We start from the raw sequence: 14,549 nt of genomic DNA, 5'->3' as shown, positions 1-14,549 counted from the left end.
CCGAGTCAGCTCGCGGCGGTCGCCACCCCATCAGGTACCTGCCGGGTTGATCGGGCGCGCCCGGTCGGCCGGGTGAGGTCGTGAACCTCGACGCCCTCGCGGCCAGCGGCGACATCGATCCGGGCTGGGCGCTCGCCCTCGCACCCGTGGCCGATGACCTGGCCAGGATCGGCGAGTTCCTGACGCGTGAACGAGCCGCCGGCCGCGCCGTGCTGCCCGCTGCGGAGCACCTGCTGCGCGCGTTCCGCCAGCCGTTCGACGCCGTGCGGGTGCTCATCGTCGGGCAGGATCCGTATCCGACTCCGGGCCATCCGATCGGCCTGGCCTTCGCCGTCAAAGCCGACGTGCGCCCGCTTCCGCGCAGCCTCGGCAATATCTACACTGAATATGAAGCCGATCTCGGCCTGCCGCGACCCGAGCACGGCGACCTCTCGGCCTGGACCGATCAGGGCGTGCTGCTGCTGAACCGGGTGCTCAGCGTCGGTGCGGGAGCGGCCGGTTCGCACCGCCGCCAGGGATGGGAAGCGGTGACCGACCAGGCCATTCGCGCACTGGCCGGGCGGGGACATCCGCTGGTCGCGATTTTGTGGGGACAGGATGCCGGCGCGCTCAAGCCACTGCTCGGCGACACGCCCGTGCACGAGTCGGTGCACCCGAGTCCACTATCGGCCTGGCGTGGTTTTTTCGGTTCGAAGCCATTCAGCAACGCCAACCGGCTGTTGACCGGGCAGGGGGCTGCATCGGTGAACTGGGAGCTTCCGGTAATCTGGAATCAACCAGAAAGGGGAGTGCCCGGTGCTTGAGGAAGAATACGAGCCTCGTCGTCGGTTGCCCCGCCACCTGCGGCCGGAAACCGCCGTCGAGACGCCGTTCGAATACACGATGCGTGAGGTGCGGGCGACCGACCTGCCGCACATTCGCGAAATTTACAATTATTACGTAGCCAACAGCACCGTCACTTTTGACGAAGATGCCATGACTCTCCCCGAGTGGCGCGACAAGTTCTACTACCTGAACAAGCAGGGCATGCCGTTCATCGTTGCCGTCTCACCGGCCGGCCAGATTCTCGGCTATGCCCTGGTCGCCCCGTGGAAACAGAAGAAGGCCTACCGGTTCACGGTCGAAAACTCGATCTACCTCGGCGCCGCGTCCACCGGAAAGGGACTCGGGCGCGAGCTGCTCGGCGAACTGATCAAGCGGTCGAAGGCGGCCGGCCTGAAGGAGATCATCGCCGTGATCGCGGATCAGGGAGCGGATGCCTCGATCAAGCTGCACCGCGACTTCGGTTTCGAGGAGATCGGCCGCATGGGCAAGGTCGGTTTCAAGTTCGAGCGCTGGCTCGGCACTATTCTGCTGCAGAAGAGTCTGAAGTAGCCCCGTCGGCCCAGCTCATGGGGCCGACGTTGGCAGGTCGCGGGGCATAGGGACCGAAGTTGGCGTCTCGCGGGCGTGCCCGGGCTCAGCGCGTGCCGCGCGGCGTGTTCAGGCGGCCGACGGCGTTGAGTACCGCACGTCGCGGAGAGATGCTCGCGACCCGGGCGAGCAGGGCGTTGCGGGCGCCGACCAGCACGACCGAGGGCGTGACCGAGCGGTCGAGCGCCGAGAACGAGGCGCGCATAACCTCGTCGACCGTGAGCGGTGTGCCCTTCTTGCCGCCGCCGGTCTTGGCGACCTCGAAGAACTCGGTGTCGGCGGGACCTGGGCAGATCGCCGTGACCTTGAGGCCGCTCGCCCGCGTTTCGTAACTGATCGCCTCGGTGTAGCTGAGCACGTAGGCCTTGGTCGCGCCGTACACCGCCATGCGCGGCACCGGCTGGAATGCGGCCGTGCTGGCCAGGTTCACCAGCGCCGCAGTGTGCGGATGCAGCGAGGCGGTCTCGACCAGATCGGGCAGGAAGGCGTGGGTCAGCGCGGTCAGCGCGTGCACGTTGAGCGCCACCTGCTCGCGTTCGCGGGCCTCGTCCGACTCGAGCACGGTGCCGAAGGTGGCGAATCCGGCATTGTTCACGAGGGTGCCGATGGTGATTGCCCGCTCACGCAGGTCGCGCACCAGCTCGGGGACGGCATCCGCTTCGGTGAGATCGAGCGGAATCACGGTGGAAACGGTGCCGTATTTCTCGGCGAGATCGACCGCGAGGGATTCGAGCCGGGCCTGGCGACGGGCGACGAGTACCAGATCCGCGCCGCGCTGGGCGAGCGCGTGGGCGTACCCGACGCCGAGTCCGCTCGACGCTCCGGTGATGAGCGCGGTGGTGCCGATGGGGTTGTACAAAGCGCTGGCCATGGATTGAGGCTAGCCTCGTTGTGCCGCCCCGGCCAGTGCTGCCTGATTGGCGACCGTCGCCGAACTAGGCTCGGGTCATGGCTGATCCACACGAACTGACCGCCCTTGAGCAATGGCAGGCCCTGCAGAACCGCGAAATCAGCCCGGGCGAGCTCGCCGAGCACTACCTCGCCCGCATCGAGAAGTACAATCCGGCACTCGGTGCCTTTGTCACGGTGACGGCAGACGCGGCCAGGGTCAGGGCCCGTTACGTTGAAGAGCGGATGCCGCGCACCGCGCCGCTCTGGGGCCTCCCGTTCGCCGACAAGGACCTGTACCTGCGTGCCGGGGTGCCGGCCAGGTTCGGCTCCCGCCTCTTCGCCGACTATGTGCCCGACGAGTCGGATGAGCTTGTGCAGGCCCTCGACGACGCCGGGGGAGTCAGCCTCGGCAAGACGAACACGCCGGAATTCGGCCTCGCCTCCTACACCGAAAGCCTCGCGGCACCGCCGGCTCGCACGCCGTGGAACCTTGCGCTCGGCGCCGGCGGATCCAGCGGCGGCGCCGCCGCCGCGGTCGCCGCCCGCCTGCTGCCGTTCGCGCCGGGCTCCGATGGCGGCGGGTCCATCCGCATCCCAGCGGCCGCCTGCGGGCTGGTCGGCCTCAAGCCGAGCCGCGGACGGGTGCCGTCCGCTTCCGGAGTCGACAAGCTCGGTGGCCTCGCCGTCGGCGGCCCGATCGCCCGCACGGTAGCGGATGCCGCTCTGCTGCTCGATGCCATGATCGCGCCGCGAGATGGTCACCCCGACCACCACTATGCCTTGCGGGCTCCGGGAGACGAAGCTCCGCTGCTGGCCGCGGCGGTGCGCGGCGATGGGCGGTTTCAGCTCGGCGTCATGACCACTTCAGCCTGGGATAACGATTACTCCATTTCGATTGCGCCCGAAGCCCAGGCCGCGCTCGATCTCGCCGTGGCCGGTTTCGCCGCGCTGCAGCACGGCCTCGAGGAGACGGCACTCGTGCCCGACGCGAGCTATGTGCCGGCGTTTCGCACAATTTGGCAAGCGGGCGCGGCGACCATCCCGGCCGAAACCGACGCAGACGTCGCCCTGCTTGAACCGCTGACCCAGTGGCTGCTCGCCCGAGGTCGTGCCCTCGGTGCCCGGGAACTCGCCGAGGCGCTGGCCGCACTGTCCGCGTTCGAGCGTTCGTTCATTCGCCAGCTGTCGAAATTCGATGCCGTGCTGACCCCGGCGATGGCGCTGACGCCGCGGCCGGTCGGCTGGTACGACGCGCACGACGGCGAGGCGAACTTCGCCCAGCAGGTGCAGTACACGCCGTTCACCTCGATGATCAACGTGAGCGGGCTGCCGGCCATCGTGCTGCCGGTGCACCAGACCGACGACGGCCTGCCGATGGGCGTGCAGCTCATCGGGCGACCCGGCGGCGAAGCGACGCTGCTGGCGCTCGGCGCGCAGCTGGAGCGGCGCATCCGCTGGCAGGACCGCGTGCCGCCCGACCCTGCGTAGGCCTGACCGGGCGTTGGCCTCACCGGGCGTGAGCCCGGAGTCAACCAGAGTCGCGCCGAAATTCTACTGGCGTGACGCGACAGGCTTTGACGGCCACCAGAACCGGTCGTCCACCAGAAAGACCAGGGCCGGCACGAGCACGGTGCGCACGACAAGGGTGTCGAGCAGCACGCCGATGCAGACGATCACGCCGATCTGGGTGAGCGCCACGACCGGCAGGACGCCGAGCACGGCGAACACCGCCGCGATCAGAATCCCGGCGCTCGTGATCACCGCTCCGGTCGACGAGAGCGCCCGCACCATGCCTTCTCGGGTGCCGTAGCGCCGGGCCTCTTCCCGCGCTCGCGTGGTCAGGAAGATGTTGTAGTCCACGCCGAGAGCGACCAGGAACAGAAAGGAAAACAGCACGACGCTGGTGTCGAACGCGGCGAAGCCGAGCAGGTTCTGAAAGATCAGGTTCGAAGCTCCCAGGCTGGCGAAGAAGGTGCCGAGCACGGTGGCGATGAGCAACGCCGGCGCCACGAGGGAGCGCAGCAGCAGCGCCAAAATGAGAAAGACGATGCCCAGAATCAGCGGCAGAATCAGGGCCTGGTCCCGTTCGGCGCTGATTTTCGTGTCGAGGGCCGTGGCATCGCTGCCACCGACCAGCGCCTGCGAGACCGCGCCCGAAGCATCCGCTAAATCGCTGCGCAGTTGGCTGAGGGTCGCGAAAGTCAGGTCGCTGCCTGGTTCGCTGTCTAGGGTGACATCGATGCGGGTCAGGCCGCCGGCGTTCTCACCGGCGACAGCCGCGGAGACCCCTGGGGTCTGCAGGGCCACTGCCACGGTGTCAGCGGATACCGCATCCGGCGTCAGCACGACCGTCTGGCTGGTCAGCCCCGCCGAAAAAGACGCGTCCACGATGTCCTGGGCAACAACCGACTCCGGGTTGCCGAGCAACTGGTCGGCCTGGGATAGCCCGACCGCGGCTCCGTTCAGCCCGAACGCGAGCGAACCGATCACCAGAACGGACACGATCGTGATGATCACCGGATGCCTGGCCACTCCGCGACCGAGCCTGGTCCAGAAGCCGGTGCGCGGGGCAGTGGCATGGGCCTGCACGCGCGGAATGAACGGCCAGAACAGGCCGCGCCCGCAGACCACGAGGGCGGCCGGCAGCACGAGCAGGGCGAACAGAATGGCGATGAGTACACCGATGGCGCAGGCGATGCCGAGCGCCCGGTTGCCGGCCAGTTCGGCGAAAACCAGGGTCGCCAGGCTCAGCGCAACGGTGCCGCCGCTCGCCGCGATGGCCGGGCCGGCGCTCGTCACGGCGGTGCGCATGGCGACGTTGCGATTTTCGGTGTGCAGCAATTCTTCGCGATAGCGGGCCACGAGCAGCAGGGCATAATTGGTGCCGGCGCCGAACACGAGCACCGAGAGGATACCCGAGATCGAGGCGTCGAGGGCGAAACCGAGCGGTTCGGTCAGCGCGCCGGCGACCTTGCCGGCCAGGCCGTCGGCGAGCCCGACCACGACGAGCGGCACGATCCAGAGCACCGGGCTGCGATAGGTCACGATCAGAAGCACCGCGACGACGATCACGGTCACCAGCAGCAGGCGAAAGTCGGCTCCGGCGAAAGCGTTGGTGATGTCGGACTGAAAGCCGACCGGCCCGGTGACATAGGCGGTCAGCCCGCTCGGCAGCGCGGTCGACGCCGTTGAACGGATGTCGGTGGCCGTCTTCGCAATGTCGGCCGTCGCGCTCGCCGCCTCCAGCGGCACCACACTCAGCGCCGCCTGACCGTCGTCGCTGAACTGCGGCGTGGCCGCGCGCGGGGCGATCGACGCGGCACCGAGCTGCTCGGCTGCGGCGGTGATCGCGGTTTGGTCGGCCGCCGTGAGCGCGGTGCCGTCGCGGCTCCAGACCACGATCGCCGCGGTCTGGTCGGCCGAGGGAAAGTCGGCGAGCAGCTCGGTGACTTGGGCCGCCTGGCTGGTCTCCGGCAGCCCCGCCGCCGGAAAATCCTCGGACTCATTGGCCGGGAGCAGCGCAAACAGCAGACCGACCGCCACGAGTGTTCCGAGCAAGACCGCCCAGGCGGTGCGTTTGCCGGTGATGAATCGCGTGATCGCGAGCACAGTTCCTCCAGAACCTCGATAATCGCTATCCTAGCTAGCTATACCAGTGCCCGAATTGTTTTGAATTACTCAAAACAAATGCTAGGGTCGGAGCATGACGATGATCGAACCGAGCGAAGAGACCGCGGGCCTGCGCCTGGCCGCAGCCGACGCCGGGTTGCTGGCCGACAGCCTCCGTTCGGCTGGTCTCAAAGTCACGGCGCCGCGTCTGGCTGTGCTGCGCGCCCTCACCGATATGCCGCACTCCAACGCCGATGCCCTGTTCACAGCGGTGCACACCGACCTGCCCGGCACCTCGCTGCAGGCGGTCTACGGGGTGCTCGCCTCGCTCGGCACTGCCGGACTCGTGCGCAAGATCGAACCGGCCGGTTCGCCCGCCCTGTTCGAGCGCAGGGTCGGCGACAACCACCACCACATCGTCTGCACCCGCTGCACTGTGGTGCACGACGTGGACTGCGCCATCGGTCACGCACCCTGCCTCACGCCGGCGGATACGCTCGGTTTCGACGTGCGCGCCGCCGAGGTCATCTACTGGGGCCTGTGCGCCCAGTGCCAGCTCGACACCGCACACCCCTAACTTTTTTCCGCCAACCTCGCGTTGCTGATCCACACCAAGGAGCACCATGACTATCAAGCCCACTACCGACCAGACGGGAACGCCCGTCGCCAGCGACGCGCACTCCCTCACCGTCGGCGCCGACGGCGTCACCGCGCTGCACGACCGCTACCTGGTCGAGAAGCTCGCCCAGTTCAACCGCGAGCGCATTCCGGAGCGCATCGTGCACGCCAAGGGCAGCGGAGCGCACGGCGAGTTCGTCGTGACCGGCGACGTCTCGAAGTACACCCGCGCGGCCGTGTTTCAGCCCGGCACCGTCACCCCCACCCTGCAGCGCTTCTCCAGCGTGGCCGGCGAGCAGGGCAGCCCAGACACCTGGCGCGACGTGCGCGGCTTCTCGGTCAAGTTCTACACGACCGAGGGCAATTACGACATCGTCGGCAACAACACCCCGGTGTTCTTCATCCGCGACGGCATCAAGTTCCCCGACTTCATCCACTCGCAGAAGCGCCTGCCGGGCACCGGCCTGCGCGACGCGACCATGCAGTGGGACTTCTGGACGCTCTCCCCGGAGTCCGCCCACCAGGTGACCTACCTCATGGGAGACCGCGGCCTGCCGCGCTCCTGGCGTGAAATGCCCGGCTTCGGCTCGCACACCTACCAGTGGATCAACGCCGCCGGCGAGCGGTTCTGGGTGAAGTACCACTTCGAATCCAACCAGGGCAACGTCGAGATGGAAGGCTCAGAAGCTGAGCTCATCGCCGGAGCGGATGCTGACTACTACCGTCGCGACCTGTCCGACGCCATTGCCGCCGGCAACTTCCCGTCCTGGAACGTTTCCGTGCAGGTCATGCCGTACGAGCAGGGCAACACCTACCGATTCAACCCGTTCGACGTGACCAAGGTCTGGCCGCACGCCGACTTCCCGCTCATTCCGGTCGGAACCCACACCCTCAACCGCAACCCGGAGAACTTCTTCGCCGAGATCGAGCAGGCCGCGTTCTCGCCCGCCAACTTCGTTCCCGGAATTGCCGCAAGCCCCGACAAGATGCTCATGGCGCGCATCTTCTCCTACCCCGACGCGCAGCGCTACCGCGTCGGCACCAACTACACCCAGCTGCCGATCAATGCGGCGAAGAGCCCGGTCAACAACTACTCGCAGGATGGCGCGCAGCGCCACCACTTCAACGCCCCGAGCCAGCCGAACTACGCACCCAACTCCCTCGGCGGCCCCGTCGCCGACCCGGCCGCGGCCGGCGAGGGCGCCTGGGAAGGCGACGGAACGCTGCTGCGTGCCGCCGCGACCCTGCGCAGCGAGGACAGCGACTTCGGCCAGGCCGGAACGCTGTACCGCGAGGTCTACGACGACGCCGCCAAGGCGCGCTTCCTCGACACCATCACCGGTGCCATCAGCGGCGTGACCCGCCCCGAGGTCACCGAGCGTGCCATTTGGTACTGGACCAGCGTTGACGCCGACCTCGGCGCCAAGCTGCGTGCGAACCTCGCTGTGTTCGCCGCGGCTGCCGCCATCGACGCTGAGTACGTCGCCGCGCAGTAGCGCTTCTGCACGACAAAACCGCCCGGCCTGTTCCCAGCCCGGGCGGTTTTGTGTGTGCTGCAGCCGCTCACCGGAATGGACGGCGGTGTCACGAGCCACGTTGGCTGAACGAGCGGATGTAGCCGCCCTTTTTCAGGCCGGCCTCGATCTCGAAGCGGTTCTGCAGCGGATTGCGCCCGCCGAGCGCGTATAGCAGCGGAAAGACCATGCCGAAGCGCTGCCACTGGCGTTTGTGCACGGCCTCATGCTCGAGCACGGCCGCGGTGACGTTCTGATTGGTGAGGTAGCAGCCGCCGACGCAGGATCCGCCGCGTCCGAACGTCCACGGCGGCATGCCGCGAAACACATACAGGCCGGCCTTGCGCTCGACTCGGCCGGTACTCCAGATCGAGCCCCAGACTAGCCCGAACGCGGTTGCGTACAGGTAGCCGGCGCGGCTGACGGGTGAGTCGAACAGGATGCGCCGCATCCGCTACTCGTCCGCGGCCTCGGTGTCGTTGTCGGTCGACCCGGGGCGTCCGTACGCTTCGAGCAAGCGCAGCCAGACTTCGCTCAGCGTCGGGTAGCTCGGCACGGCGTGCCACAGCCGGTTGATGGGCACCTCGCCGACAATGGCGACCGTGGCCGAATGCAGCAGCTCAGCGACATCCTGCCCGACGAAGGTGACGCCGAGCAACACCTCGCGGTCGAGGTCGACGATCGCGCGCGCCTTACCGACGTAGCCGACGGCGAGCACGGAGGCGCCGCCCAGGTTGGCGAGGTCGTAATCGAGAATTCGGATGCGATACCCCGCCTTGACAGCGGATGCTGCGGTCAGCCCGACCGAGGCCACCTCCGGGTCGGTGAAGGTGACCTGGGGCACGGCGGCGTGGTCGGCGGTGGCGACGTGCACGCCCCAGGGCGCCGTGTCGATCGGTCTGCCGGCCGCGCGGGTCACGATCGCGTCGCCAGTCGCTCGTGCCTGGTACTTGCCCTGGTGGGTGAGGAGCGCGCGATGGTTGACGTCGCCGGTGGCGTAGAGCCAGTCACCGGCGAGCGCGGGGGAGTCGCCCTGCACGAGCAGGGTGTCGTCGACGGCGAGCCAGTCGCCTTCGTCGAGCCCGACGGTTTCAAGGCCCAGATCCTGGGTGCGCGGGGTTCGGCCGATGGCCACGAGCACTTTCTCGGCCGTGACGGTGCTGTCGTCGTCGAGGGTGAGCGTGACGGTGCCGTCTGAGTTGCGGTGGGCTTCGGTGGTAGACGGGCCGACGAGGACGGTGACGCCGTTGCGCCGCAGGGCGGCGGTGACGAGCTCACCGGCGAAGGGTTCCTGACCGCCGAGCAGAGGGCTGCGCGCGATGACGGTCACTGTCGAGCCGAGTGAGGCGTAGGCGGCGGCCATCTCGGCGGCGACGACGCCGCCGCCGATCACCGCCAGGCTGGCCGGAATCTCCTGGGCGCTGGTCGCGTCGCGGCTGGTCCACGGTTCGATGTTTGTCAGGCCCGGAATGTCGGGCAGGAGGGCGGCCGAACCGGTGCTGACGACGACGGCGTGCGTGGCGGTGAGCACGGTCACGGTGCCGTCGGCGGACGTCACGGTGACCTCTTTCGTGCCGGTGAGGCGGGCGTGGCCGCGTACCAGGTCGATTCCGGCCGACTCGAGCCACTTTGCCTGGCCGTCGTCCTTCCAGTGGCTCGCGATGGCGTCGCGTTGTTTGAGGGCGGCACGCGCGTCGACGGTTCCGGTGACGGCTTCGGCGGCGCCCGGCACGCGCCTGGCCGCAGCGAGAGCGGCGCCGCTGCGCAGTAGAGCCTTGGACGGCATACAGGCCCAGTACGAGCATTCGCCGCCGACCAGGTCGCTTTCGACGACGACCGTGCGCAGGCCGCCCTGCGCGGTGCGGTCGGCCGCGTTCTCGCCGACAGCGCCGCCGCCGATCACAATGACGTCGTAGTTCTGACTTGACATTGAATCTCCTTGACTTTGTGGCCCGACCGTTCAGAGCAGCCTATCCCGAGGTGCCCGTCGGGGGCCCACTCTGTGAACCCGGGCCCGATTAATAGGCTGGGCCTGCGTTCCGGGCCCGGTCGCAGAAGAGGAGGGTGCGCGCGTGGCTAACGGCCCACGAAGACGGCGGGGGTCCGGGTCATGAAGGATTGCATGCCGATGCGGGAGTCCTCAGTTTGCACCAGGCGGGCGAGGGCCGGCTGCAGCTCTTGTTCAGCGGATGCCGCCCCCTCCCGCTGCGCCAGGCGCGCATTGGCGAGGGTGGCCTGGATCGCGAGGGGTGCCTGGGCGGCGATCTTCTCGGCGAGCTCGAGCGCCCGGTCGAACTGGGTGCCGTCGGGCACGACTTCCTGAACGAGGCCCAAACGATGCGCTTCGGCGGTATCGAACAGCTCACCGGTGAGCAGCCAGCGCATGGCATTGCCCCAGCCGGCCGCACGCGGGAACCGAATCGTCGCGCCGCCGAACGGCAAAATGCCGCGGGCTACCTCGATCTGCCCGAACTTGGTCGATTCGGCGGCAACCACAATGTCGCTCGCGAGCATGAGCTCGATTCCGAGGGTGAGACAGGTTCCCTGCACGGCGATGACGACCGGTTTACTGAGGGATTCGCCATCCACTTGCCACGGGTTGATGCCGCCCTCCGGCACCATTTCGAGCCCGGCGGGGCCCAGCCGGGGACCGATGTCGGCGAGGTCGAGCCCGGCCGTGAAGTGCTCGCCGACGGCGTAGACCAGGCCGACGCGCAGCTCGGGGTCGCCGTCGAGCTCACCGTAGGCGAGGGCGAGCTGCCGCAGCAGGGCAAAGTCGGCGGCATTGCGCTTCTCGGGCCGATTGAACCCGATCAGAAGAATGTGGCCGCGGCGCTCGGTGAGGATGCGGGGCTGATCGTTCATGGGGCCTCCATTGGTCGGTGTGTGAATTCGTGCGGTGCTCGCCGGGCCTGTCGCCCCGAGTCCATAACTCCTGCAATTCGTTGGCGGTCCCGCAAAGTTGCCCAGAATGACGCCGGTGTGTCCCTGGCCAGCCAGAAATTGCAGCAGTTATGCGCATTCCCACTCACTCAGTCCGGTCACCTGCGAGAGCAGTGCCTAGCGGGTAAGTGCCCCGATGATGCGCAGGATGCTCGGCAGATCATCGGTCGCCGCCTCGGGGGAGGCCGGCGCGAACCCGGTGATCGTCGCTCCGGCGAGGGTGAACTCAGCGCGCAGGGCGGTGATCGCTCCACCGAGTTCGGCCACGCTCAACCCGAACGGAATCAGGTCATTCAGGCCGCCAAGAGCTGACGGATCGAGCACATCCAGGTCGATGTGCACGAAGACGTGCTTGGCGCCGATGGCAGCGACGGCCCCGACCAGGGCGGCCGGGTCGGTCAACTCGGAGCAGGACACGCTCACCAGGCCGCGCTCCTGCAGGAGAACGTCTTCGGCATCGTCGACATCGCGGATTCCGGCCAGCACGACGCGGTCGAGTGACACGCTGCTCGTGGCGGCGAGTTCCAGCTCGGCTGGCCCTTCGCCGCTGATCGCGCGCAGCACCATGCCGCAGAATCCGCCGGACGGTGAGGTCTCTGGCGTGTGCAGGTCGGGGTGGGCGTCGAACCAGACGACGGCCAAGTCGCCCGGATGCGTACGCGCCGCGTGCTCGACAGCGGTGAGGGCAATGCCGCAGTCGCCGCCGATGGAGAGCGCCCAATCGGCCGTGTCCTTCAAAACAGCGGTGTGGCGTTCCCGCACGTGCTGGATCGCGGAGAACCGGTGCACCCCGGTATCGAGCGCGTCACCGGCCTCGACCGGAACGTCGACCAGACGCGTGGCCGAAAAGGGCAGGTCGCCTTGAATGGCCGCCGCCCCGTCGACCAGGCGCATTGCGCGCGGAGAAATCGAACCCTGCCACTGCGGTACTACAACGAAGGTGGGAGCCATACCTCAGTATGGCGCAGCGGCCGGGGCCAACAACATCCGCTTCGCCGAGAGCGAATTTCTCGCCGGGCTCGCCGGTCAGGTCCTGAGTGGACAACTTTGGTGGGTGCCACCGGGGTGTCACCCACCAAAGTTGTCCACTGAACGCTCAGCGCTCGAGGGCGGCGGTGGTTCCGGCTTTCAGGGCCGCGAGGCGGGCATCCACTTCGGTGAGCTCGCCGAGGTCGTCGAGGCTTTCGAACTGGGCGTCAAGGCTCGACGCGGCGAGCTCCTGCGCGCCGCGAACCCGGGCTTCTTCGCGACGGATCTTGTCCTCGAAGCGGTTGACCTCGCTCGTCGGATCCATCATGTCGATGCTCTTGACGGCATCCATCACCTGCGCCTGCGCCTTGGCGGTCTTGGAGCGCGCGACGAGCTCTGCACGCTTGTTGGTGAGTTGCACCAACTTCTCTTTCATGGCGTTCAGGCCGGTCTTGAGCTGGTTGACGACGGCGGTCTGGGCCTGAATCTGCGGCTCAGCGGTCTTCGCTTCCTTCTCCGAGGTGAGCTGGCGACCCAGCGCGACCTTGGCGAGGTTGTCGAACTTGTCGGCGTCGGCAGCGTTGCCGACCAGGCGCAGCTCGTCGGCCTTGCGGCTCGCGGCCAGGGCCTTGTCGCCCCACTCCACGGCGGCTTCCTGGTCTTCGCGGTAGTCGTCTTCGAGCAGCCGCAGATTGCCGATGGTCTCGGCGATCGCGCTCTCGGCGTCGGAGACGCTGCTCAAGAAGTCGCGCACCATCTGGTCGAGCATCTTGGCGGGGTCTTCCGCCGAGTCGAGGATGGCGTTGATGTTCGCCTTCGCGAGCTGGGAAATACGGCCGAAGATGGACTGCTTGGTCATTCGGGTGTCCCTTCCAAAGGAGTCGTCCTGGTCGAGCTGACCCGCCAGGAAAGTGCTTGCATGACCAAAGTTTAGGGTGACCGGCAGAGGCGAGTCTGGGAACCTCAGGGAATCCGTGCGATTGCGATGTTGCCCTGTGTTACAGGGCTACTCGCGTGCTACGGGCCTGCCGCCCACAATGGAATCAGGACAGCAATGCGACAGGACGGGAGCCCGGCATGAACCAAGAATTCACGAACCGGATGCTCGTCGTCGTCGAGGTTACCGGAGCGCGCCCAGACCGCCCCGCCTATCACGCCAAGGTGCAGGTGCTCAATTCGCGCGTCGCCGCCGATGCCGAAACCGCCGGCTGGGCAGTCACCCGGGTCGCCGCTGCCGACGTCACATCGGTCGAACTGCTGCGCATCACAGCGGATGCCGACGCCATCATCATCGTCGGCGGCGAAGACGTCACGCCCCACTTCTACGGCGGCGCTACCGGCTACGAGGGTGAGACGGCACACTTCCCGGTCGCCGACGAGGGCCAGATAGCCCTGGTGCAGCGTGCCCTCCTGGTCGGCACCCCGTTGCTGGGCATCTGCCGCGGCCTGCAGATCATCAATGTCGCCCTCGGCGGCAATCTGGTGCAGCACATTGACGACGGCATTCACAAAAACATCGACGTGCCGATCGACCAGATTCTCTCCACCCACGACGTCGTGCTCGCCGCCGACAGCACCCTGGCCGCGAGCCTCGGCCGCATTGACATCTCGGTGCAGAGCGCCCACCACCAGATCGTCGACCGCCTCGGCGCCGGACTTGTGGCCGCCGCCCACGCCCCCGACGGCCTGATCGAAGCCCTCGAGCATGAGAGTGCTCCGATCACCGGCGTGCAGTGGCACCCCGAAGCGCCCGACTCCCCGGTCGATCAGCTCGCCCGGCTTCTGGCCGGTCTGGCCGAGCAGCACGGGGCTCGCTCGCTGCGCGTCGACGCCCCCGCGCTCGCCGCGTAACCGGCCTGGGTCAGCATCCGCTGAAACGACCCGCGCTGGTCTCGGGATCGCCACCAATTCGTTGGCCGATCCTGCCGAGACCGCCATGGCACGGCCCTCGCGGCGCCGCGGAACCGAAAAAGCCCCGGCACTTCTCGCCTGGGGGGAGGTGAGAAATATGCCGGGGCTTTACGTGGAGTGGGGGAACTCCGTGTGTAACGGTACGGGGCATGGCCTGAGAAGAGGCTGATAAAAAACAAACGAGTCTACCCTCGCGCCAGAATGAGATCTCCCGGTTGGCCGGTTTGTTACGCATCCGTTGCAACGCGTCGCGCGCACAGCGGTCGGCCGACTGAACTGAACCGAGGCCGCCGTTCCACAAAACTAGGCGGTGCCGACCCGGGTAGGGAGTCGACACCGCCTCGGATGTTCGAGTCGGCTGGTGTCAGGCGGCCTGGTGCTTGGTGGCGTGGTTTTTGTCGGCCTGGTGTTCGGTGGCCTGGTGTTCGGTGGCACTGACAGCGCTCGCAGAGTGGCTCCAGGCGAGGAGTTCGGCCTGCGCCCGCTTACGGCTCGCAGCGGTCTGTTTGGGGGGGACCGGAACGATCATTCGGGAGCCCGGGCAATCCTTGGAGGAATTGGCCAGGGAATGGTAGGTCGCGAAGCGGGTATCCGACGTGATCCACACCATTTGTTGGCATTCGGGGCACTCTGTCTGCAACATTTTCACGATTGTCCGTTCCATCGCCGACTCCGGGTAAT

At 67.5% G+C, this 14,549-nt stretch carries 14 protein-coding genes; 6 read left to right on the top strand and 8 right to left on the bottom strand.

The window, feature by feature from the left end; genetic code table 11:
- Nucleotides 1-80 precede the first annotated feature (80 nt).
- The gene (locus E3O11_RS01945; RefSeq protein WP_092451281.1) at nt 81-803 is read left to right on the top strand and encodes a uracil-DNA glycosylase; all 723 of its coding nucleotides are present in this window, start codon (nt 81-83) and stop codon (nt 801-803) included.
- Nucleotides 796-1,374, top strand: a complete 579-nt coding sequence (locus E3O11_RS01940; RefSeq protein ID WP_170851577.1) for a GNAT family N-acetyltransferase — start codon at nt 796-798, stop codon at nt 1,372-1,374. The genes E3O11_RS01945 and E3O11_RS01940 overlap by 8 nt, the downstream gene beginning before the upstream one ends.
- 85 nt (nt 1,375-1,459) lie before the next feature.
- Here the strand turns inward: E3O11_RS01940 and E3O11_RS01935 are convergent, their stop codons facing one another.
- Nucleotides 1,460-2,284 (bottom strand): SDR family NAD(P)-dependent oxidoreductase, encoded by an 825-nt coding sequence (locus E3O11_RS01935; RefSeq protein ID WP_092451279.1) that lies wholly within the window; start codon nt 2,282-2,284, stop codon nt 1,460-1,462.
- Nucleotides 2,285-2,361: 77 nt separating this feature from the next.
- On the opposite strand from E3O11_RS01935, the gene E3O11_RS01930 reads away from it, so the two are divergent.
- Nucleotides 2,362-3,792, top strand: coding sequence for an amidase (locus E3O11_RS01930; protein ID WP_092451277.1), 1,431 nt, complete (start codon nt 2,362-2,364; stop codon nt 3,790-3,792).
- 63 nt (nt 3,793-3,855) lie between these two features.
- On the opposite strand, the gene E3O11_RS01925 is transcribed toward E3O11_RS01930, so the two are convergent.
- A complete protein-coding gene (locus tag E3O11_RS01925; RefSeq protein ID WP_092451275.1) occupies nt 3,856-5,913 on the bottom strand; it encodes an MMPL family transporter in 2,058 nt (685 codons plus the stop codon).
- A gap of 100 nt (nt 5,914-6,013) precedes the next feature.
- Here E3O11_RS01925 and E3O11_RS01920 point away from each other — a divergent pair, with 100 nt between their 5' ends.
- Nucleotides 6,014-6,490: a Fur family transcriptional regulator gene (locus E3O11_RS01920; protein ID WP_092451379.1), complete on the top strand. Its 477-nt coding sequence runs from the start codon at nt 6,014-6,016 to the stop codon at nt 6,488-6,490.
- Between the two features lie 46 nt (nt 6,491-6,536).
- Nucleotides 6,537-8,027, top strand: a complete 1,491-nt coding sequence (locus E3O11_RS01915) for a catalase (RefSeq protein WP_092451273.1) — start codon at nt 6,537-6,539, stop codon at nt 8,025-8,027.
- Between the two features lie 88 nt (nt 8,028-8,115).
- Here E3O11_RS01915 and E3O11_RS01910 read toward each other — a convergent pair whose 3' ends face one another.
- From E3O11_RS01910 to E3O11_RS01890, 5 genes are all read right to left on the bottom strand, one after another.
- Entirely contained in the window at nt 8,116-8,496 is a 381-nt protein-coding gene (locus E3O11_RS01910; protein ID WP_092451271.1) for a Fe-S oxidoreductase, read from the bottom strand.
- Between the two features lie 3 nt (nt 8,497-8,499).
- On the bottom strand, nt 8,500-9,975 hold the full coding sequence (locus tag E3O11_RS01905; protein ID WP_092451269.1) for a dihydrolipoyl dehydrogenase family protein: 1,476 nt from the start codon (nt 9,973-9,975) through the stop codon (nt 8,500-8,502).
- Nucleotides 9,976-10,121: 146 nt separating this feature from the next.
- Nucleotides 10,122-10,910 carry a crotonase/enoyl-CoA hydratase family protein gene (locus E3O11_RS01900; protein ID WP_092451267.1) on the bottom strand — a complete coding sequence of 263 codons (789 nt, stop codon included), beginning with the start codon at nt 10,908-10,910 and terminating at the stop codon, nt 10,122-10,124.
- A gap of 195 nt (nt 10,911-11,105) precedes the next feature.
- The gene (locus tag E3O11_RS01895) at nt 11,106-11,939 is read right to left on the bottom strand and encodes an arginase family protein (RefSeq protein WP_092451265.1); all 834 of its coding nucleotides are present in this window, start codon (nt 11,937-11,939) and stop codon (nt 11,106-11,108) included.
- Nucleotides 11,940-12,084: 145 nt separating this feature from the next.
- A complete protein-coding gene (locus tag E3O11_RS01890) occupies nt 12,085-12,816 on the bottom strand; it encodes a PspA/IM30 family protein (protein ID WP_092451263.1) in 732 nt (243 codons plus the stop codon).
- A 218-nt stretch (nt 12,817-13,034) separates the two neighbouring features.
- Between E3O11_RS01890 and E3O11_RS01885 the strand changes: the two genes are divergently transcribed.
- Entirely contained in the window at nt 13,035-13,808 is a 774-nt protein-coding gene (locus tag E3O11_RS01885; protein ID WP_092451262.1) for a gamma-glutamyl-gamma-aminobutyrate hydrolase family protein, read from the top strand.
- A 424-nt stretch (nt 13,809-14,232) separates the two neighbouring features.
- Here E3O11_RS01885 and E3O11_RS01880 read toward each other — a convergent pair whose 3' ends face one another.
- Complete coding sequence (locus E3O11_RS01880; RefSeq protein WP_134495369.1) at nt 14,233-14,511, bottom strand: hypothetical protein; 279 nt, start codon at nt 14,509-14,511, stop codon at nt 14,233-14,235.
- Nucleotides 14,512-14,549 lie beyond the last annotated feature (38 nt).

It is taken from the genome of Cryobacterium levicorallinum, assembly GCF_004402405.1.
GTDB lineage: Bacteria > Actinomycetota > Actinomycetes > Actinomycetales > Microbacteriaceae > Cryobacterium > Cryobacterium levicorallinum.
This window is presented reverse-complemented; position numbering and strand designations above follow the sequence as displayed.

Excerpts from the sequence above, each read along its gene's own strand:
- E3O11_RS01915 (WP_092451273.1), top strand. The coding sequence starts at position 6,537 with ATGACTATCAAGCCCACTACCGACCAGACGGGAACGCCCGTCGCCAGC.
- E3O11_RS01895 (WP_092451265.1), bottom strand. The coding sequence starts at position 11,939 with ATGGCTCCCACCTTCGTTGTAGTACCGCAGTGGCAGGGTTCGATTTCT.
- E3O11_RS01930 (WP_092451277.1), top strand. The coding sequence starts at position 2,362 with ATGGCTGATCCACACGAACTGACCGCCCTTGAGCAATGGCAGGCCCTG.
- E3O11_RS01905 (WP_092451269.1), bottom strand. The coding sequence starts at position 9,975 with ATGTCAAGTCAGAACTACGACGTCATTGTGATCGGCGGCGGCGCTGTC.
- E3O11_RS01910 (WP_092451271.1), bottom strand. The coding sequence starts at position 8,496 with ATGCGGCGCATCCTGTTCGACTCACCCGTCAGCCGCGCCGGCTACCTG.
- E3O11_RS01935 (WP_092451279.1), bottom strand. The coding sequence starts at position 2,284 with ATGGCCAGCGCTTTGTACAACCCCATCGGCACCACCGCGCTCATCACC.
- E3O11_RS01920 (WP_092451379.1), top strand. The coding sequence starts at position 6,014 with ATGATCGAACCGAGCGAAGAGACCGCGGGCCTGCGCCTGGCCGCAGCC.
- E3O11_RS01880 (WP_134495369.1), bottom strand. The coding sequence starts at position 14,511 with ATGTTGCAGACAGAGTGCCCCGAATGCCAACAAATGGTGTGGATCACG.
- E3O11_RS01890 (WP_092451263.1), bottom strand. The coding sequence starts at position 12,816 with ATGACCAAGCAGTCCATCTTCGGCCGTATTTCCCAGCTCGCGAAGGCG.
- E3O11_RS01900 (WP_092451267.1), bottom strand. The coding sequence starts at position 10,910 with ATGAACGATCAGCCCCGCATCCTCACCGAGCGCCGCGGCCACATTCTT.
- E3O11_RS01885 (WP_092451262.1), top strand. The coding sequence starts at position 13,035 with ATGAACCAAGAATTCACGAACCGGATGCTCGTCGTCGTCGAGGTTACC.